The organism is Megamonas sp., from assembly GCF_986095205.1.
Window position 1 is genome coordinate 1 of record NZ_CFQVBI010000076.1, and the last position, 20,763, is coordinate 20,763.

General features: G+C 31.6%; 16 protein-coding genes. 4 read left to right on the forward strand and 12 right to left on the reverse strand.

Annotated features, from left to right (window positions below; translation table 11 throughout):
• The first annotated feature begins 156 nt into the window (after positions 1-156).
• Positions 157-1,278 (forward strand): MBL fold metallo-hydrolase, encoded by a 1,122-nt coding sequence (locus AC5LAX_RS11265; RefSeq protein WP_288909358.1) that lies wholly within the window; start codon positions 157-159, stop codon positions 1,276-1,278.
• 116 nt (positions 1,279-1,394) lie between these two features.
• Here AC5LAX_RS11265 and AC5LAX_RS11270 read toward each other — a convergent pair whose 3' ends face one another.
• From AC5LAX_RS11270 to AC5LAX_RS11300, 7 genes are all read right to left on the reverse strand, one after another.
• Positions 1,395-3,194: an AIPR family protein gene (locus tag AC5LAX_RS11270; RefSeq protein WP_266286801.1), complete on the reverse strand. Its 1,800-nt coding sequence runs from the start codon at positions 3,192-3,194 to the stop codon at positions 1,395-1,397.
• Positions 3,195-3,271: 77 nt separating this feature from the next.
• Positions 3,272-3,916, reverse strand: a complete 645-nt coding sequence (locus AC5LAX_RS11275; RefSeq protein ID WP_018999775.1) for a CBS and ACT domain-containing protein — start codon at positions 3,914-3,916, stop codon at positions 3,272-3,274.
• 96 nt (positions 3,917-4,012) lie between these two features.
• Positions 4,013-4,717, reverse strand: coding sequence for an ABC transporter ATP-binding protein (locus AC5LAX_RS11280; protein ID WP_193526624.1), 705 nt, complete (start codon positions 4,715-4,717; stop codon positions 4,013-4,015).
• 5 nt (positions 4,718-4,722) lie between these two features.
• On the reverse strand, positions 4,723-5,487 hold the full coding sequence (locus AC5LAX_RS11285; protein ID WP_008539875.1) for an ABC transporter ATP-binding protein: 765 nt from the start codon (positions 5,485-5,487) through the stop codon (positions 4,723-4,725).
• Between the two features lie 2 nt (positions 5,488-5,489).
• A complete protein-coding gene (locus AC5LAX_RS11290) occupies positions 5,490-6,434 on the reverse strand; it encodes a branched-chain amino acid ABC transporter permease (RefSeq protein ID WP_008539871.1) in 945 nt (314 codons plus the stop codon).
• A 9-nt stretch (positions 6,435-6,443) separates the two neighbouring features.
• A complete protein-coding gene (locus AC5LAX_RS11295) occupies positions 6,444-7,331 on the reverse strand; it encodes a branched-chain amino acid ABC transporter permease (protein WP_288909359.1) in 888 nt (295 codons plus the stop codon).
• A gap of 59 nt (positions 7,332-7,390) precedes the next feature.
• Positions 7,391-8,575 (reverse strand): ABC transporter substrate-binding protein, encoded by a 1,185-nt coding sequence (locus AC5LAX_RS11300; protein ID WP_008539868.1) that lies wholly within the window; start codon positions 8,573-8,575, stop codon positions 7,391-7,393.
• 403 nt (positions 8,576-8,978) lie between these two features.
• On the opposite strand from AC5LAX_RS11300, the gene AC5LAX_RS11305 reads away from it, so the two are divergent.
• Complete coding sequence (locus AC5LAX_RS11305) at positions 8,979-10,607, forward strand: peptide chain release factor 3 (RefSeq protein WP_117976466.1); 1,629 nt, start codon at positions 8,979-8,981, stop codon at positions 10,605-10,607.
• Positions 10,608-10,641: 34 nt separating this feature from the next.
• Here AC5LAX_RS11305 and AC5LAX_RS11310 read toward each other — a convergent pair whose 3' ends face one another.
• A complete protein-coding gene (locus AC5LAX_RS11310; RefSeq protein WP_115152046.1) occupies positions 10,642-11,415 on the reverse strand; it encodes a DUF4931 domain-containing protein in 774 nt (257 codons plus the stop codon).
• Between the two features lie 197 nt (positions 11,416-11,612).
• Between AC5LAX_RS11310 and AC5LAX_RS11315 the strand changes: the two genes are divergently transcribed.
• Positions 11,613-13,268 (forward strand): putative polysaccharide biosynthesis protein, encoded by a 1,656-nt coding sequence (locus tag AC5LAX_RS11315; RefSeq protein WP_008539865.1) that lies wholly within the window; start codon positions 11,613-11,615, stop codon positions 13,266-13,268.
• Positions 13,269-13,283: 15 nt separating this feature from the next.
• Positions 13,284-14,168 carry a diacylglycerol/lipid kinase family protein gene (locus AC5LAX_RS11320; RefSeq protein ID WP_117976467.1) on the forward strand — a complete coding sequence of 295 codons (885 nt, stop codon included), beginning with the start codon at positions 13,284-13,286 and terminating at the stop codon, positions 14,166-14,168.
• A 160-nt stretch (positions 14,169-14,328) separates the two neighbouring features.
• On the opposite strand, the gene AC5LAX_RS11325 is transcribed toward AC5LAX_RS11320, so the two are convergent.
• The 4 genes from AC5LAX_RS11325 to brnQ all read right to left on the reverse strand — a co-directional run bounded on the left by AC5LAX_RS11325 (position 14,329) and on the right by brnQ (position 20,516).
• Positions 14,329-15,996 carry a ribonuclease J gene (locus AC5LAX_RS11325; RefSeq protein ID WP_115152049.1) on the reverse strand — a complete coding sequence of 556 codons (1,668 nt, stop codon included), beginning with the start codon at positions 15,994-15,996 and terminating at the stop codon, positions 14,329-14,331.
• A 239-nt stretch (positions 15,997-16,235) separates the two neighbouring features.
• Positions 16,236-17,378, reverse strand: coding sequence for a radical SAM family heme chaperone HemW (hemW, locus tag AC5LAX_RS11330; protein WP_288909360.1), 1,143 nt, complete (start codon positions 17,376-17,378; stop codon positions 16,236-16,238).
• A complete protein-coding gene (lepA, locus tag AC5LAX_RS11335) occupies positions 17,378-19,174 on the reverse strand; it encodes a translation elongation factor 4 (protein WP_204920999.1) in 1,797 nt (598 codons plus the stop codon). Before lepA ends, hemW begins: the two co-directional genes overlap by 1 nt.
• Before the next feature lie 181 nt (positions 19,175-19,355).
• Positions 19,356-20,516, reverse strand: coding sequence for a branched-chain amino acid transport system II carrier protein (gene brnQ, locus AC5LAX_RS11340; protein ID WP_266286796.1), 1,161 nt, complete (start codon positions 20,514-20,516; stop codon positions 19,356-19,358).
• Positions 20,517-20,763: the final 247 nt, after the last annotated feature.

The following is a 20,763-nucleotide window of genomic DNA, read 5'->3' on the forward strand; positions in this document are numbered from 1 at the left end:
GAAGCGATAATTATTTTCAAAACTAAAATTTTATCTGCGGTGGGTATTCTTTTGTTACTTTTCTTTGCCCACCAAAGAAAAGTAAGTTTGATATTGACTTTAAGTTTACTCCAATATGTATAATTAAATTAATTATTATATATTGGAGTAATTTTTATGTCTATTTCTCGTCGCAATTTCTTTAAATTAGCCGGTATTACTACAGCTTTATTAGCTATGGGTGGTATTGGTTTTATTAATCAACCTAAAATTGGTCGTTCACCTAAGGGTGATGAATTGACTAAGATTTTAAAATCTCCGCATTATGTAAATGGAGAATTTCAAAATCTTGAGCCTACATCTGTTTTAGTCAATAAAGATAATTATTATAATGGTATCAAAGAAATTCTATTTCCTACTAAAGGTGTAACTATACCTAAGGAAAATATTCCTACGCAAAAAACAGATTTAAAATCTTTAAATCCTAAAGAAAATCTACTTGTTTGGTTTGGTCATTCTAGTTTTTATCTGCAAATTGATGGTATCAAAATATTAGTTGATCCTGTATTTAGTGATTATGCCTCTCCTTTATTTTTCATCAATAAAGCCTTTGCTGGTACAAATATATATACAGCTAATGATATACCTGATATTGATGTTTTAATCATCTCTCATGACCACTGGGACCATTTAGATTATGCTACTATTATGAGCCTAAAGCATAAAATCAAGCATATTGTTTGTCCCCTAGGCGTTAGTAGTCATTTTTATCATTGGGGATTTAATCCTGATATAATTCATGATGAAGATTGGTATCGTGAAATAAAACTTAGTGATAATTTAAAAATTCATATCCTACCTTCTCGCCATTTTTCAGGAAGATTTTTAGATAATAATAAAACTCTTTGGGCTTCTTTTGCCCTCATTACACCTACCAAAAAAATTTTTTATAGTGGTGATGGAGGATATAGTCCTCAATTCCGTGAAATTGGTGATTATTTCCAAGGCTTTGATTTAGCTATCATGGAAAATGGTCAATATAATACATCTTGGGCACAAATTCATATGATGCCAGAAGAAGTAGCTCAAGCTACTATGGATTTACAAGCTAAAATGCTTTTACCTGTACATTGTGGAAAATTTGCTCTAAGCCCTCACCACTGGCAAGATCCTTTTGAACGTATTTATACAGCTAGTCAAAATAAATCATATAAACTGCTCACTCCACTATTAGGGGAAGCTGTATTTCTTGACCAAAACAATCAAAAATTCAACAAATGGTGGACTACTATCTCATAAATACTATATCTCAAAATTTATTAAATAAATTAATTAAAAACATTTTCTATAATAAAAATGAGATATCAAAATAAAATTTAATATCTCATCACTAATCTTTATATTATTTCAAATATCTATTTTGCACAAATTTTGTTAATATAATCATTCAATTCTTTATTACTATTATATACAATCCATAATCTCTGTATAACTTTTCTATAATAATTATTATCACTTTTTAGATAATCAGAAGCTACTATTGTTTCATTTTTTTCCATAGCTACATCTTTCGCAAATTGGAAACAATATCCTAATACTTCTTTTCCTATAAGGGAAAAAATTTTATAAAAAATTTCTTCTTCTGCATTAATTTTTCTTTTTATTAAATATTCCATGTCTCCTACTTTCTTTAAAATATTTTTTAACTCACTTATATCATTCATTAACCTAGCAATATCATTATATAAAAAAATATTTCTTTTTATTTTAAGTAAAAAAACTATACATGCTAATTGAAAAGTTCTTCCATTTTTTATCATTGGCAATATAATATCTTGCTCAAATTCAAATTCTTTTAACTTATTTTTAAGAAAATTTTTGTAATAATAATCTATTTTTAGTAAATCTGCTATAACTCCAGCCTTCACATCTTTAAATATATAATCATATTCACTATCATACATTTTTGCTGAATTACTTCTAGCAGATCCTGGCATTTGTAATATACCTGCTAATGATAACTTTCCTACCTCATCTAATTTAGTATTTTTATAAAGCTTATCCTTATATTGCTTTGGAACCACTTCTCCTCTTTTTGTAATATAATATACTCCTACTTTAGCTAAATTTTCTTTTAAAAGTAATTGTTCTGGAGCATTAGCTTTTAAATCAGCTTTCTTTATTGGCTTTTGTGCATTAGATGCTTCTGCTATATCATAAACAAATTTACTTTTCTCTTGAATATTACTTCCTTGGTATACAATCACTTTACATTGTAAATAAAAATCTTCGTCTATATCAATTTTCCCTATTCGAGTTGTAGTTTGCCCTCCATTTATAATAGAAAAATTTTTTAATCTCAATGTTTTATCTTCAATATTATAATTCTCACAAGCAATAATTATTCCATTATTTTTATACCAAAATTTTTGAGGCTCATTTTTTATAGTACTTTCTATAGCACTATCTACAAGTTTTTGTCTAACATAATATCTCAAATTCATACCTAATAAATTATTTCCTTTTCTATAGTATAAATCTTGAAGTGATTTTGCTGAAATATTTACAATAACAGAACTATTATACTTTAAATAATTATTTTTTTCGTCAATGATTAATTTATCTTCCTCAATAAATAATTTTCCATTTTCACATAATTCAATTTGATTTTCTATATCTTTCTTAAAATATATATCTATATCAATATCAAAATCTCTGAAAAGTTCCCTAGCTTCTTTTATAATATTATCGCGATTCTCTTTTGTTCTTCCTTGATATGTAGTAAAAAAACATATTCTTATAGTACCTATTTCATTCTTTTGATTTATAGAATTTTTATAAGCCATTACTAAATTCTTATTAAATGAAGCAAATTTTTCTTCTTTAAACGAATTTAAAGTATTCTTTATTTTATGTAATTCCATTATAATATCGTTTATTTTTAATCTAGATTTATTATAATACTTACTTTGCATAATAATAACATCATTATCTTCACTATTAGGATCATTAAAAATAGCATCTATACCACCATCATTTGCACCATCCGTCAAATAATCAATTACTTCATCTTCATCAAATTTTGCATTATCTTCACAAAAAAAGAAATATTTCATACATAATAAAGTAAAAACATGATAATCTGTTTTATCTTTAAAATTTACATATTTCTTTTTAAAAGAATCTATTCTATTTACAATTATATCTTGCTTCATATTTTATTCCTCTTATCATTTATTTTAAAAGATCAAAAAAAGGCAGAATACATATCCTGCCTTTTTATTTTTATAAATCAGCCAATTTTTACTGTATGAATAACTTTATAACCTTTAGCTTCTAATTTTGCTTTGATATCATCAATATTAGTAATATCACCACGAATAACGATTTCGTATTTATTATCTTCTTTTTTGCAAGTTATCAAGCTATCAATGCTAACACCTGCTTGTCCAAAGATTTCTGCGATATCTTTAACTACACCAATTTTATCTGTAACTTCTAAAGTAATACGAGTTTTTCCATCAGCTAAGCCCATTACGTCTACAAATGTTTTGAAAATATCTGTTTCTGTGATAACGCCTACTACAGCACCCATATTACTTACAACTGGCATACCACCAATTTTATTTTTATACATAATAAGTGCAGCTTCTTCAATAGTTGCATCTACATTTACAGAAACAACATCTTTTTTCATGATATCTCGAACACAAATTTTTGCAAGTAAAGAATTTATCTCATATCTTGATAAAGTTGTTGCAGGCGATGGTGCTACACGCATTAAATCACTATCGCTTAAAAATCCTACTAATTTGCCATCATCTACAACAGGTAAGCGACGAAAATTATGTTTTTTCATTAAATGAGCTACTTCATCAACTTTAGTATCAGCTGTTACTGTCATAGGATTTTTCGTCATTCTATTAATAACAAACATTTTTTTCACCTCATATAAATTTATTTTATTATCCTATAAGAAAGGATTCGCTATAAATCTAACGAATCCCTGCATACAATAATTATCTATATAAAATCAGCCACCAAGATATGCTTTTCTTACTTCTTCACTAGCAGCAAGTTCTTTGGCATCACCAGAAAGTGTAATTCGTCCTGTTTCCAAAACATATGCACGATTAGCAATAGAAAGTGCCATATTTGCATTTTGTTCTACTAATAAAACTGTAGTGCCTGCTTTATTGATATCTTGTATTATTGAAAAAATTTCTCTTATCAATAATGGTGCAAGACCCATGGAAGGCTCATCTAAAAGTAGTAAACGAGGTCTACTCATCAAAGCTCGTCCCATAGCAAGCATCTGCTGTTCCCCACCAGATAAAGTTCCTGCTTGTTGATTTACCCTTTCTTCAAGTCTTGGGAAACGTTCAAATACCATTTTCAAATCCTTAGCAATACCAGCTTTATCCTTACGAATAAATGCACCTAATTCCAAGTTTTCCATAACAGTCATTTCTGCAAAAACACGTCTACCTTCTGGTACTTGAGAAATACCTGCTTTTACGATATTTTGTGCTGGCATTCCGGCAATATTTTTACCTTCAAACTCAATTGTACCAGTCTTTGGTTTTAAAAGCCCTGAAATAGTGCGTAGAGTTGTAGATTTTCCTGCCCCATTAGCCCCAATCAAAGTAACTATTTCACCTTCATTGATTTCTAAGCTAATTCCTTTTAAAGCATGAATTGCACCATAATAAACATTCATATCTTTTATTTTTAACATAAATTCTACACCTCCCCACCTAAATAAGCTTTAATAACTTCAGGATTTTTCTGAATTTCTTCTGGAGTTCCACTGGCAATAATACAACCATATTCCAAAACATAGATGCGTTCACAAATTCCCATTACTAAGCTCATATCATGTTCAATAAGTAAAATAGATAAACCAAATTCTTTACGTATCCAGCGTATCATTTCCATCAATTCTTGTGTTTCTTGTGGATTCATACCTGCTGCCGGTTCATCTAATAATAATAATTTTGGTTTAGTAGCCAAAGCTCTGGCAATTTCTAGGCGACGTTGTGCCCCATATGGTAAATTTTTTGCCACTTCATAAGCTTTATCTTCTAATTTAAAAATCTTTAATAATTCTAGACTTTTTTTAGTGATTTCATCTTCTTCTTTGAAATATCTACCCAAACGAAGTACAGACTCCACTAAACTATATTTTGCATGAGAATCATATGCTATCTTTACATTATCTAAAACAGTTAATTCCGAGAACAATCTTATATTCTGGAAAGTACGTGCAATTCCTCGAGAAGTTATCTGATAAGGTTTTAATCCAACTAAACTTTTACCAGCAAAATCAATAGTACCTGTAGTTGGTTGATATACACCTGTCAATAAATTAAATGCAGTTGTTTTCCCTGCACCATTTGGCCCAATAAGACCTATGAGTTCGCCCTCATTTATCTCTATATCAAAATTAGATACTGCTTTTAATCCGCCAAATACTTTTGATACACCATCTGTTTTTAATAATTCCATAATTATCCACGACCTCCCTTAAAACGTTGGAAAATCTTAAGGCTTGTAATTTCTGTATAACCAAAAAGACCTTGTGGACGATAAAACATTAATAAAATCAATACTAATGCATATGCAATCATACGGAATTCAGGCCAGCTAGCAAGTGCTGCTGATACGAAAGTTACTACAAATGCACCAGCGATTGAACCTGTAATTGAACCTAATCCGCCAAGTACTACCATGATTAAGAAATTAAATGATGCCATAAAAGTAAATGAAGATGGATTGATAATATAGAAACAATGAGCGAATAATCCACCGCCAATACCAGCAAAAATAGCACCAATAGTAAATGCCATTACTTTATATTTTGTAGTATTAACACCCATAGCTTCTGCTGCAATCTCATTTTCACGTACAGCAATACAAGAACGACCATATTTAGAATTAACAAAGTTCTTAATAAAGAACAATGTAAATAACATTATAAAAAATACCCATGGAAAAGTCGTATTATGTGGTATACCTTTAAAACCAGCTGCACCACCTACATACTCTATATTCATGATAACAATACGAATGATTTCCCCTAAGCCTAATGTAGCGATAGCCAAATAATCGCCTTTTAGACGCAATGTTGGCAAACCAATCAAAAATCCCAAAATACCAGCTGCAAAACCACCAATTAATAAAGCCACAATAAATGGAGAATGAAAATTAACTGTTAAAATTACGCCAACATAGGCGCCTACTGCCATAAAACCAGCATGACCTAAAGAAAATTGACCTGTATAACCATTTATCAAATTTAAACTTGCTGCCATGATAATATTGACACATACAAGGAAAATATTTAATTCCCAGAATGAGCCAATAATTCTTTCAGCCATCAAAAATTGCAAAACGCCAAATAAAACAATCGCAAGTATTAAAGTTATTATATCTTTTTTTCTAAGAGAATTCACTTTTAACACCTACACTTTCTCATTAGTATTCTTACCAAAAATACCAGATGGTTTGAATAACAATACTAATATTAATATCGCAAAAGCTGCTGCATCACGGAATGTAGAAGATATAAAACCGGATACTAAAGCTTCTATTACACCTAAAACAATACCACCAGTCATAGCTCCTGGGATACTACCGATACCACCTAATACAGCGGCAACGAAAGCTTTAAGCCCTGGCATAATCCCCATAAGTGGGTCAATAGAGTTATAATATACACCTACTAAAACACCACCAGCGGCAGCTAATGCTGAACCAATACCAAAAGTAAAAGAAATTACTCTATCTGCATTTATACCCATGAGTTGAGCTGTTTCTGTATCAAAGGATACAGCACGCATAGCTTTACCCATTTTAGTTTTCTGTACAATATAAGTGAGTAATACCATCAAAATTACAGTAATAATAAAAATTAATAATTGCTGTCCATTAATTACAAATGAACCAATATTTAAAGATAAGGAATCAATAACATTTGGAAAAGTTCTTGGTGTTGGTGAAACAAAATACATACTTGTATATTCAAGGAAAAATGAAACCCCAATAGCTGTTATTAATAGTGATATACGTGGAGCTTTACGCAATGGTTTATACGCTATTTTTTCTACTAAAATTCCTAAAAGACCAGTAACAACCATAGATATGATAAGTGCTGGAATAATTGTCATCTTAGTCATTGTTACAGCATAAAAGCCTACATACGCACCAACCATATAAATATCACCATGGGCAAAGTTTATCAACTTGATAATACCATATACCATGGTATAACCTAAAGCAATCAATGCATAAATACTACCTAAGGAAATACCATTGATTAATTGCTGTATTAATTGCTCAAAAAAATCCATCTTACTTTCCTCCTTCACAAAGAAAGGCCGCAAAATTGCGGCCCTTTCACCTAGTATAATCAGCCTTCTGCTGTTGTTGGTGTAACTCTTTGTTTAAGAACTTTATTACCATCTTTCATTTCAATAATGAAAGCATTTTTGATCAAGTTGTGATTTTCATCAACAGTAAGTTTACCTGTACCAACTTGTAAATCTTTAGTTTCTGCTAATGCTTTCTGAATTGCTTCTGGATCTGTGCTACCTGCACGTTTTATAGCATCAACGAGCATTTTACCTGCATCATAACCAAGAGCAGCAAATACACCTGGAGCATGACCATATTCTTTTGTGAATGCATCTACAAAAGCTTTAGCATCTGGATCTGTTTCAGTATAGTGAGTGATGAAGTAAGTATTATTAAGTGCATCTGCACCAGCGATATCTACTACTTTTGTATCATCCCAACCATCTGTACCTAAAATTGGTTGTGTAATACCAAGTTCACGTGCTTGTTTTACAATTTTACCAACTTCTTCATAGTAAGCAGGAATATAAATTATATCTGCATTTGCTGTTTTAATATTTGTAAGAGTTGCTTTAAAGTCTTGGTCTTTAGCTACAAAAGCTTCTTCCATTACGACTTTACCGCCTAAAGCTTCAAATTTATTTTTAAATACTTCAGCTAAGCTCTTAGAATAATCTGTACTAGAGTCTAAATAAATAACAGCTGTTTTAGCTTTTAATTCGTTAGCTGCAAAAGCTGCCATTGTATTACTTTGTAATGGGTCAATGAAGCAACCACGGAATACAAATGGTTTAACTTGACCATTTTCTACTGTAATATCAGGGCTTGTTGCATCAGGTGCGATAATTGGCACTTTATTTTCAGTTGCTACCTGAGATTCAGCTTGTACCGCACCAGAAGTTGCAGGTCCTACGATAGCTACAACTTTATCATCAGAAATAAGTTTTGTAGCTGCGTTAGCTGCTTCAGCAGGGTCTGATTTATTATCAGCTTCAACTAGAGTAATTTTTTTACCATTAATTCCACCGGCGTCATTAGCTTCTTTGATAGCTAATTTCAAACCTTCTAATGTTGTTGTACCATAGTTGGCAACATTACCAGTCATTTCAAAATTGGCACCGATTTTAATTTCATCACTATTTGCTGCTTCTTCACCGCCACAACCAGCGAAAATGCTACCGAACATTGTCATACCAAGAAGTAATCCTGCTATGCGCAAACGTTTTTTAGAAAAATTCATTATGATTCCTCCCAGCATAGGCCTAAAATATAATTATTATAATTCCTTTATGTAGGTCTTAGTCTTGATGTTGTTTATTATACTTTACAAGTTTACAACAGTCAAGTACCTAATTTAAAAATTTTATATTTTTTATCTTTTAATAAGCAATAAATAATATGTACTATCTAGTAAATATATCCTTATTTTTTACACTAAAAATAATTTATTTACAATAAATTCCCTATTTCTTAATTATATATTTAAATCTGTTACCTTTAAATATATATATTTATGTATATTATTACAGGACATTTAATTATAATGCTTAATTATGATGCTTATTTTAATAAACTTCTACCACTCTATCATTACTTATGATAGAATAAAAAGACAGTACTATTTTTTTATAGGAGGATTTAAATTGTCGGAATTACAAACTGAAATTCAAAAACGACGTACTTTTGCGATTATCTCTCACCCAGATGCTGGTAAAACTACTTTAACTGAAAAATTATTGCTCTATGGAGGTGCAATCCATTTAGCAGGTTCTATAAAATCCCGTAAAACTCAACGTCATGCTGTTTCTGACTGGATGGAAATTGAAAAACAGCGTGGTATTTCTGTAACTTCTAGTGTGCTTCAATTCGATTATGCTGGTTGCCGTATCAATATCCTTGATACTCCAGGTCACCAAGACTTCAGTGAAGATACTTATCGTACACTCATGGCTGTAGATAGTGCTGTCATGATTATCGACGTAGCCAAAGGTGTCGAAGCACAGACAAAAAAATTATTCAAAGTTTGTAAACAACGTCATATTCCAATTTTTACATTTGTTAATAAACTTGACCGTTTTGGTAAAGCTCCACTTGAATTAATGGAAGAAATCGAAGATGTTTTAGGTATTCGCTCTTATCCAATGAATTGGCCTATCGGTACAGATGGTCATTATAAAGGTATTTATCACCGCGAAACTGAAAAAGTGGAATTATTCAGTGAAGATACATCTCATGGTCAAGAAGAACGTGAATCTGTAATTTTTGATTTAAAAGATCCAAAAGCTAAAGAAATCATTGGCGACACTGATTATCAAGCTTTATTAGATGATATTGATTTACTTGATGTTGCTGGTGAACAGTGGTCTATGGACAAAGTAAATAAAGGTGAATTGACACCTATGTTCTTTGGTAGTGCCATGACTAACTTCGGTGTACGTGGTTTCTTAGAAGAATATCTTCGTCTTGCACCAGCTCCTCAGCCTCGCATGAGCTCTGATGGTCTTATCAGCCCTGAAGATGAAAAATTCTCTGGCTTCATCTTCAAAATTCAAGCTAATATGAACCCTGCCCATCATGATAGATTATCCTTTATTCGCATTTGCTCTGGTAAATTCGAACGTGGTATGAGCGTTTATCATATGCAAGGTGGCAAAGCTGTAAAACTTTCTCAGCCACAACAATTCTTAGCTCAAGACCGTCAAATTATTGATACTGCATACCCTGGAGATATTGTTGGTTTATTTGACCCTGGTATTTTCGGTATCGGCGATACACTTTGTATGCCTTCTCACAAATTCAAATTTGCAGATTTTCCTGTATTCCCACCAGAAAGATTTGCTCGTGTTTCTGCTAAAGATACTATGAAACGCAAACAATTCGTAAAAGGTATCATGCAGCTTACACAAGAAGGTGCTGTACAATTATTCCAACAAGCAGGTGCTGGTATGGAATCTTATATTGTTGGTACTGTAGGACAATTGCAGTTTGATGTATTAGAATACCGCTTAAAAAGCGAATATAATACAGAAATAGTCATGAATATGCAACCATTTGAAGTTGCTCGTTGGCTTCGCTTCAAAGATAATCGTCCTGTAACTCCAGAATCTCTCCGTGGTGCTGACCGTGGAATGTTCGTATATGATATGAAAGATCGTCCTGTACTTCTTGTAAACAACGAATGGGCATTAGGCTGGATTCAAGATAATAATCCAGATTTAGAAATGTTCCCTGTACCACCAGAAAAACAAGATGCTGAAGACGATATGAAATAATTTAATAAATAAAAAAACGACTACGCTTAAATGCTTAGTCGTTTTTTTTGTCAAAATATAATTGTTTTATATGTTTGGCAATCTCTTGTAAATTATTTGGCACAAGTTCGATATTATAGCCAATGAATAATGGTGATGTTGCAAATCTAGGCATTATTTTTACATGTATATTGCCTTCAATTAAATAGAAGAATAAATTATAACTGCTACAATTTACACTGAAATGATTCATGATATAATCGACGCCTATCTGCACAAATTCAGCTAAAGTATCGATATCATTTAGACCTTGCATAATAACATTGACTTCTGTAAATCCCACACGTGGCTTTGTAGACAAGTTCATAACTACATTATTTTTTTCTGCAATTTTAATGCCTTCAAATTGGCGCTTATCACACATATTTTTAAACTCTAAATTTTTAATGCCCACAATTTGCATATGTGGATGACGCATAGTTCCACCAGATAAAGGCCCATGATTTTTGAAAAAAAGTACTGTTTTATATTTTTTACTATTAATGATATTGAGCCAGTGATTTATACTAAAATGCATAAGTTCTTGCATATGCTCTAAAGTATAATCTGGAATATCTGCATTACATTCACTGCCTTCAATAATTAATAATTGATAAGCTTCTTGTAAAACTTGATATTTATTTTCTAATAATATCATATCATTTTTTATTTCTATGATATTTTTTAAACTTTTCACATCACAAAATGGACAAGCAACTTCTCTATGTACAATATTTTCAGGTTTTGATTTACCAATATTTATATCAAATCCTAGATAATTATACTCCATAAAAATTTTCCTTTCTTTTTTTATTTTACTTAAACTCATTCAATGCTTACTTAATCCTAGCTTTATAGCTATAAAAGTAAAATATACTAGCATAGTTTTACGATAAATGCTATAATTTTCTAGTATAATTACTTTTTTAAGCTGTATTTACTATTATACAGTCTTTTCAATTAAAAGAAAATGATGTTTTAAAGCAGGTGTTTTCCATTAACGAACAAGATAATACTTCAAAAAAATCTCATAAAGCTGAAAGCTTTTTAAAAGGAACTTTTATATTAACAGTCGCTAGCTTAGTAGTTAAAGTTATCGGCTCATTAAACTGGATTTTTGTTTCCCGCGTTTTAGGCGGTGAAGGTATCGGTCTTTATCAAATGGCTTTTCCTATTTATTTTTTAGCCTTGACCGTTTCTTCTGCAGGTGTTCCTGTAGCTATTTCTATTATAACAGCTGAAAGAGTTGCCTTAAATGATATTTTTGGGGCAAAACGCATTTTTCGCATTTCCATGTGCTTTATGTTCTGCACTGGTTTATTTTTTAGTTTGCTGACCTATTTCGGTGCTCAATGGCTCATAGATTGGCAATTTGTGCGTGACCCTCGTGCATATTATTCTATTATTGCACTTGCTCCAGCTGTATTCTTTGTTACTATCTTAGCTAGTTCTCGAGGATATTTACAAGGTTGGCAACGCATGACACCAACTGCTGTATCACAGATTGTTGAACAGATATTCCGCGTTGTAACCATGATTTTATTTGCTCAACTCCTCTTACCTTATGGACTTGAATATGCTTCAGCCGGTGCTTCCTTAGGTGCCTTAGCTGGTGCTATTACTGGTGTCATGGTTTTAGTTTATTTCCACATAAAATTAGAAAAAGATATTGTCAAAAACTACGGTAATGAATTAAAACCGGTAAATGATGCTCAAACAGCTTCTGTCTGGAAAATTATTAAACGTATCTTTGTATTGGCACTTCCAGTTTCTGCTGCTAGTATCATGCTTCCGATTGTATCTAATCTTGATTTATTAATCGTACCAGCTCGTTTGGAAGTAGCTGGTTATAGCGTAAATGAAGCTACAGAATTATTCGGTTATTTGACTGGTATGGCTGTGCCACTTGTTAATCTTTCCACTATTTTAACAGCTTCTCTTGCTGTAAGTATCGTACCTGCTATCTCTGAAGCTCGTACGTTAAAAGATAAAACACGTTGTTTCAATCAAACAGCAGCTGCTATGCGTATTTCAAACTTTATCTGTTTCCCTGCATTTGTAACAGTTATGATGTTGGCTGTGCCTATCTCAACTTTAATCTACAATGCACCTGGAGCAGGCCCTGCTGTTTGGGTTTCATCCTTTAGTATAGTATTACTTGGGCTTCATCAAGTTACTACTGGCGTTCTTCAAGGACTTGGACACCCTACTATTCCAATGATTAATATGGTTATCGCTGCCATTGCTAAAGTTATTTTAAACTGGGTATTAACAGCACAGCCTTCACTCGGCATCATGGGTGCTGCATGGGCTACTGTTGCTGATATCGGTATTGCAGCTTTAATCAATCTATATTTCTTATACAAATATATCAATTATAAAATTGAAATCATGCAATTATTAAAAACTATTGTTTCTGCTGCTATCATGGCTGGTATTATTCATTTTGGCTATGAATTCTTATTATATGAAACAGCAAGCAATGCTTTAGCTACTTTTGCATCTTTATTCGTTGGTATGTTCTTCTATATTATTGTCTTAATTTTAATCGGTGGTATCATGGAATCAGATATCGAACGCATTCCTATGATTGGTGCCCCTAGCATTCGTTTCTTCAAAAAAATTGGTGTTTTAAAAAATTAATGGAGAGATTATAAAATGAAAAAATTTCTATTGGCATATAATCCAGTTTCTGGTGATGCCATGTTTAAGAAAAAATTAGACGATATTATCAATCAATTTCAAAGTCGTGATTGTATCATCATGCCTTACCGCACTAAAAAAGAAAGTTTTGACCCTTTCTTTGCTAATTGCGTACGCAATGTAAATGCCGATGGTATCATTGCAGCTGGTGGCGATGGTACTTTGCATAAAATAATCAATATGACCTTAAAAGAAAATCTTGACGTACCTGTAGGTATTATTCCCAGTGGTACATCTAACGATTTTGCTTCTCATCTTGGTATTGATGCCAAATTCGATGAATATATCAATAGTATCATCACTGGAAAAACTCAATATGTAGATGTTGGCTCTATTGGTGATGAATACTTTATCAATGTAATCAGTGCTGGTATGATGACAGGTGTTGCTCATGAAGTTGATACTCGTCTTAAAAATACTTTTGGTAAATTAGCTTATTATTTCCGTGGACTTGGTGAACTTCCTAGATTTCGCGGTTTAGATTTCACAATTGAAGCTGATGGTGAAATCATCAAAGAAAAAATCTTCTTTGTGTTAGTTGTTAATTCACCTGTTGTAGCTAGCTTCAAAAATATATCTATGGACGCTAAAATCAATGATGGCAAATTAGATATGATATTGTTAAAACAATGTAATATTCCTGAATTGATGAAAATTGTAGCTGATACAGTAGCAGGAAAAACATCTTTTGATAATAAAAATATCATCTACAAACAAGCATCTTATTTCAAATTCTCTTGCCCTGATCGTGTTGAAAGTGATTTAGATGGTGAACTTGGCCCTATATTACCACTAGAAATTCATACAATTTCTAATAAATTAAAAATGTTTGTCTTATAAAATAAACAAAATGCACTTTAAAAGTTGGATATCAATCTAACAATTAAAGTGCATTTTTTTATGCATAATAATATATAATTATCCCAATTTATTTTTATATTATTTTCATAACAAAAAAGAGAAGAATATAAATTCTTCTCTTTAAATTTAGCTATTATTTTTAAACTTCCATGATAATTGGTAAAATCATTGGACGGCGACGTGTTTTTTCATAAAGATATCTGCCAATAGCTTCGCGAATGTCATTTTTTATTACAGACCATTCTGTAATATCGTTATCTAAGCAATGTTCAATAGCAGAAGTTACTCTTTCTTTTGCTTCTTCCATCAAAGCTTCTGATTCTCTAACATAGACAAAACCACGAGATACGATATCTGGGCCAGCTGCGATAAAGCGACCTTCTTTATCCATAGTAACAACTACGATTAAGATACCATCTTGAGATAATTGACGGCGGTCACGAAGTACGATATTACCTACATCACCAACACCAAGACCATCAATCAATACTTTACCAGAAGTTACTTTACCTACTACTTGACCTTTATCACGTGTAAATTCTAAAACTTGTCCAATTTCGCTGATGAAAATATTTTCTTTTGGCATACCAATACTTTCAGCTAATTTAGCATGCTTTACGATATGATGATATTCACCATGTACAGGTATGAAAAATTTAGGACGAACTAAATTATGCATTAATTTTAATTCTTCTCTACTAGCATGACCTGAAACGTGAATTCCTTCATCACGTCCATAGATAACATCAGCACCTTGTTTTAATAAATTATCTATTGTTCTTGATACTAATTTTTCATTTCCAGGAATAGGTGTAGCTGAAATAATAATTGTATCACCTGGCACAATGCCTACTTTGCGATGATTTGCTGTAGACATACGAGTGAGTGCTGACATTGGTTCACCTTGGCTACCTGTAGTGATTATTACCACTTGGTTCATTGGATAATTATTAATTTCATCAATGTCGATTAACATATCTTCAGGCATATTTAAATAACCTAATTTAATAGATATATTTACTACATTTATCATGCTACGGCCTAAAATAGCTACTTTACGATTATATTTAATAGCTGTATCTACTACTTGTTGTATGCGATGTACATTTGAAGAAAAAGTCGCGATAATTATGCGATTTTTAGCTTTACGGAAAGCTTTTTCAAAGGCGATACCTACTGTACGTTCACTTGGTGTATGCCCTTCGCGTTCTGCATTTGTACTATCAGCTAATAATACTAAAACGCCTCTATTTCCTAAATCAGAAAAAGCTCTAAAATCAGTCATTTTACCATCTACGGGCGTATAATCAAATTTAAAATCCCCTGTGTGTACAATCATACCTATAGGAGTTTTAATAGATAAACCACATGCATCAGCAATACTATGATTTACACGTATAAAACCAACAGTAAAGCAACCTGCACTTATTATATCTCCATGATATACAGGATGAAGATTACTAGAATCCACTCCATTTTCTTTTAAACGACCTTCTAAAATTCCTAAAGTTAAACGTGTACCATAAACTGGTATATTAGGAATTTGACGTAAGACATAAGGTAATGCTCCGATATGGTCTTCATGACCATGTGTGAGCACAATAGCCTTTATCTTATCTTTATTTTCTAATAAATACGTAATGTCAGGAATAACTAAATCTATACCTAGCATTTCTTCCTCAGGGAACATCAACCCAGCATCAATAACGATAATATCATCACCGTAACGTACAACGGTCATATTTTTACCAATTTCGCCAAGTCCACCCAAAGGAATTATTTGCAATTTTTGAGCTTCCTTTGCCAAAAAAAAAGCACCTCCAAATTTATATTTATATATATATTTATTTTTTAGTATTCATTATTATTGTAAATTTAAACGTAAATCCGTCCCGTACAGATGACCTTTGATAAATAATATATATACACCGAAACATTTAATACTAGAATTAATTATATAACTAAATTCATTCTTTGTAAAGAAGCCCCTGCATTATCAATGTCTTTTGGTTATAAATCATAACTACATATCAATTCGTATTTTTATTAATCTAAAAGAAATTCACTAAATACTTGATTGCCAAATTTCATGCCTTTGGAGGTTAAATAAATATACTTTTGAGTATTAATTATCAAGTCATCTTTTTCTAGATTTGGCAAAATTTCGCCGTATAAATTTTCTATATCTGTATTAAATTTTTGCTTAAAAATTTCTTTATCTATGCCTTTAGCCATGCGCAGACCTAAAAAACAAAATTCTTCAATATGTGCTTTTTCATCTACTATTTCCTCATTGATAAACGGCAATATTTTTTGATTGCATTTTTTTATATATTCATCTATGTCAAAAGGATTTTGCACACGTTTTTGATTATAATATCCATGAGCGCCTGCTCCTAATCCTAGATAAAATTTATCTTGCCAATAAGCTAAATTATGTCTACTTTCATAACCCGTCTTCGCAAAATTAGATATTTCATAACGATTATAATTATATTTAGGCAATTGCTCTGTCAAATAATCATACATCATTTCACTTTCGTCTTCTGATGGCAATATCAATTTCCCTTGGTCATATAATCTGCCAAAAACGGTATTTTCTTCTATTTGTAAACCATAAATAGAAATATGTTGTATATTTTTATTCACTGCCCAAGATACAGCTTCTTTGAGCATTTCTAAAGTTTGCCCAGGTAATCCATACATCAAATCCACACTTATATTCTTAAAACCTATTTTTTGAGCCATTTCTATAGCCATATCAGCTTCTTTAATCGTGTGAATTCGTCCTATTTTTTGCAATAAATCATCTTGTACTGCTTGTACACCAAAACTCAATCTATTAATTCCATTTTGATAAAGATACTGTAATTTTTGCTCATCTACAGTTCCTGGATTTGCTTCCAAAGTTATTTCTATATCAGAATTTAAAGCAAAATTTGCCTTTACAGTATTTAATGCTCGTATAATTAAATTTGGTGGCAAAATCGAAGGAGTTCCGCCACCAAAATAAATTGTATCAATACAAATATCAGGAAATAACGCTTGATACATGGTTATTTCCTGACAAAGTGCATTTATATACTGTTCATATAAAGTTTCATCTACTTTTTTTGCAGTTGAAGCAAAATCGCAGTAAAAACATTTTTGTTTACAAAATGGAATATGAATATATATGCCAAATCCCATTAGTCTATTTTTAAAATCGCCATGAAAGCTTCTTGTGGAACTTCTACAGAACCTACGGCTTTCATACGTTTTTTACCTTCTTTCTGTTTTTCTAATAATTTACGTTTACGTGTGATATCCCCACCATAACATTTTGCAAGTACGTCTTTACGCATAGCACGTACATTTTCACGAGCAATAATTTTATTGCCCACTGCTGCCTGAATAGGAATTTCAAACATCTGACGTGGAATTATAGTTTTTAATTTTTCCGCTAATTGACGACCACGAGCTGCTGCTTTATCTACATGAACAATAGTGGATAGAGCATCTACAGGGTCTCCATTTAACAAGATATCAAGTTTTACTAATTTAGATGTCTGATAATCTGTCATTTCATAATCAAGTGAAGCATATCCACGAGTAGCAGATTTTAATTTATCAAAATAATCATAGATAATTTCACTAAGTGGAATGTGATAAATTACCATTACACGATTTACATCAAGATAATCCATAGTTTTGAATACGCCACGTTTTTCTTGAGAAATCTCCATTACAGGTCCCACATAATCATTAGGTACGATTACAGTAGCTTTTACATAAGGTTCTTCAATATGTTCAATCTCTGTAGGCGATGGCATAGAAGCTGGATTATCAATTTTTACCATTTCTTTATTAGTTTTATATACATGGTAAATAACGCTTGGTGCTGTAGTTATGAGTTTTAATTTATATTCACGTTCTAAACGTTCTTGAATAACGTCCATGTGTAAAAGACCTAAGAAACCACAACGATAACCAAAGCCTAAAGCAATAGAAGTTTCTGGTTCAAAAGTGAGTGCAGCATCATTTAATTGTAATTTTTCTAAAGCATCTTTTAAATTTTCATAATCAGAGCTATCAACTGGATATAAACCACAATATACCATTGGTGTTACACCACGATAACCTGGTAATGCTTCACTAGCTGGATTATTAGCATCAGTAATAGTATCACCAACGCGAACATCACGCACATTTTTAAGGCTACCAGCGACAAATCCTACCTCACCAGTTTCTAACATATTGATATTGACTGGCTGTGGTCTAAAGCAACCGATATCTGTAACTTCAAATTCTTTACCTGTTGCCATCATTTTTAATTTCATACCAGGTTTAATAGAACCATCAATTACGCGAATATGAGCGATTACACCTTTATAAGCATCAAAATAAGAGTCAAAAATAAGTGCTTTTAATGGTTTATCATTATCATCTGGTGGAGCAGGAATTTTTTGTACAATCTGCTCTAAAATTTCTTCAATACCAATTCCTGCTTTTGCACTTGCAAGCACTGCATCAGAAGTATCTAAACCAATGATATCTTCAATTTCTTGTTTTACCATTTCAGGTTCAGCACTTGGTAAATCAATTTTATTGATTACAGGAATGATTTCTAAATCATGTTCTAAGGCTAAATAAACATTTGCCAAAGTCTGAGCTTCTACACCTTGAGTAGCATCTACAACTAATAACGCACCTTCACAAGCTGCCAAACTACGAGATACTTCATAGTTAAAGTCAACGTGACCTGGTGTGTCAATTAAGTTTAATTCATAGATTTCGCCATCTTTTGCTTTATAGTGTAAACGCACAGTCTGTGCTTTAATTGTAATTCCACGTTCACGCTCTAAGTCCATGCTATCTAAAACTTGAGATTCCATTTCACGTTCAGTGAGCGTACCTGTATATTCAATTAATCTATCTGCCAAAGTAGATTTACCATGGTCGATATGAGCAATAATCGAAAAATTTCTAATATGTTTTGCGTCCAACGTTGTTCCTCCATTAATTATTTTATTGTTATAATTATATCATTTAGTAGAAGTTTCTAGCAATAGCTATACCTATAGCCTATATAAAAGATAAATAATATTATATAAAAAAACTAGGAAGAATATCCTCCCTAGTTTTTATTTTCATCTAAATATTTCACATCAAATAATAAATTGCAAATTACATATAAGATTGAATTGTGGAAATCAAACCATATAAAAATGCCACTAAAGCAATACCTTTATAAACTAAAGTACTTTTAATTTGATTGCGGAATAATAACAATAATACTGTTATCATGAATGGTGGGCAAATTGTTGTCAAAATTGGTACTGCTACTTCAATAATTGTTGTCAAACCTAAATTACAAAGAGAAATACTAATTAATGTATTGATAACAACCCATACAGGATATTTAATTTTTTTGTTTGTAAAATCTTCAAAGAAACAAGCTGTGGAACCGATAAGACCTACAGCAGTAGTCAAACAAGCAAAACCTACGATTATACCTAAAATAACCATACCTGTATGACCCATTAAATGATTTGTAATAGCTACAATAAGTTGTGCTTGGTTGAGATTGCTACTGCCTAAAACAATGCTAGAAGTAGCACCCAAATAAGCTAAACCACCATAAATCAAAGATAATAAAATACCGGCAACAATACAAACACCAATGATTGCTTTTATCTGAGATTTACGTTCTACATATCCTTTTAAACGCAAAGTATTGAGCATTACAAGACCAAACCCAGATACAACTAAGATATCCATTGTTTGATAACCAGCGATAATACCATCTTCAGCAACTGTTTGAGATACTGGAGCTGCGATTTCACCAATAGGGCTGAGGATACCTGCGATAATCAAAATAAATGTACAAATAATGAGTACAGGTGTTAAAAATTTACCGATTATATCAACAAAACGTGTAGGGCGAATAGTAAAAGCAAATACTATACCAAAGAAAATAATAGAGAACACAAATAAGGAAATCTTATCTGTAAATGGCGCAATACTCATTTCAAAAGTAGTCGCTGCTGTTCTTGGTGGAGCAATCAATACACCTGTACATAATACAGCTGCTACATTTAAAATCATGCCTGGAATTTTACCTACAACACTTTCTAAGGCTTTAATACCGCCGCCACCATAAACTATAGTAAATATTCCGATACAAGATAAAAATACATCAATAAATATGAAACATAAGAAACCTGTTAACCACTCTGTTCCAGAGGTCATACCTAAATATGGAGGAAATATTACATTTCCTGCACCAAAAAACATTGCAAATAATGCAAAACCCGTTACAACTACATCACTAATTTTTACTTGCATAATAAAATCCTTTCTTTTAATGTATTACGATTATAGTCATATTTTTATATTATATAGGCAAAATAAAATATACACAATACAAAAAATGTAAATTTGTATATTTTTTAAAAAATATACAAATTTACATTTTTTCATTTTATTGATTAATTTACGATAATCCTATTTGACATACTCCCCATGCCTAAAGGCAGGGGATTCTTGGATACAAACGATACTTGCCTACTAAAATAGCAGGTCTTACTATATC

Bases quoted from the DNA above. Each gene is read 5' to 3' on its own strand.
- AC5LAX_RS11295 (WP_288909359.1), bottom strand. From the start codon at position 7,331: ATGGATTTTTTTGAGCAATTAATACAGCAATTAATCAATGGTATTTCC.
- AC5LAX_RS11270 (WP_266286801.1), bottom strand. From the start codon at position 3,194: ATGAAGCAAGATATAATTGTAAATAGAATAGATTCTTTTAAAAAGAAA.
- AC5LAX_RS11285 (WP_008539875.1), bottom strand. From the start codon at position 5,487: ATGGAATTATTAAAAACAGATGGTGTATCAAAAGTATTTGGCGGATTA.
- hemW (WP_288909360.1), bottom strand. From the start codon at position 17,378: ATGGGATTTGGCATATATATTCATATTCCATTTTGTAAACAAAAATGT.
- AC5LAX_RS11320 (WP_117976467.1), top strand. From the start codon at position 13,284: ATGAAAAAATTTCTATTGGCATATAATCCAGTTTCTGGTGATGCCATG.
- AC5LAX_RS11300 (WP_008539868.1), bottom strand. From the start codon at position 8,575: ATGAATTTTTCTAAAAAACGTTTGCGCATAGCAGGATTACTTCTTGGT.
- AC5LAX_RS11265 (WP_288909358.1), top strand. From the start codon at position 157: ATGTCTATTTCTCGTCGCAATTTCTTTAAATTAGCCGGTATTACTACA.
- AC5LAX_RS11310 (WP_115152046.1), bottom strand. From the start codon at position 11,415: ATGGAGTATAATTATCTAGGATTTGATATAAATATTGGTAAATCAAAA.
- brnQ (WP_266286796.1), bottom strand. From the start codon at position 20,516: ATGCAAGTAAAAATTAGTGATGTAGTTGTAACGGGTTTTGCATTATTT.
- AC5LAX_RS11275 (WP_018999775.1), bottom strand. From the start codon at position 3,916: ATGTTTGTTATTAATAGAATGACGAAAAATCCTATGACAGTAACAGCT.
- AC5LAX_RS11280 (WP_193526624.1), bottom strand. From the start codon at position 4,717: ATGTTAAAAATAAAAGATATGAATGTTTATTATGGTGCAATTCATGCT.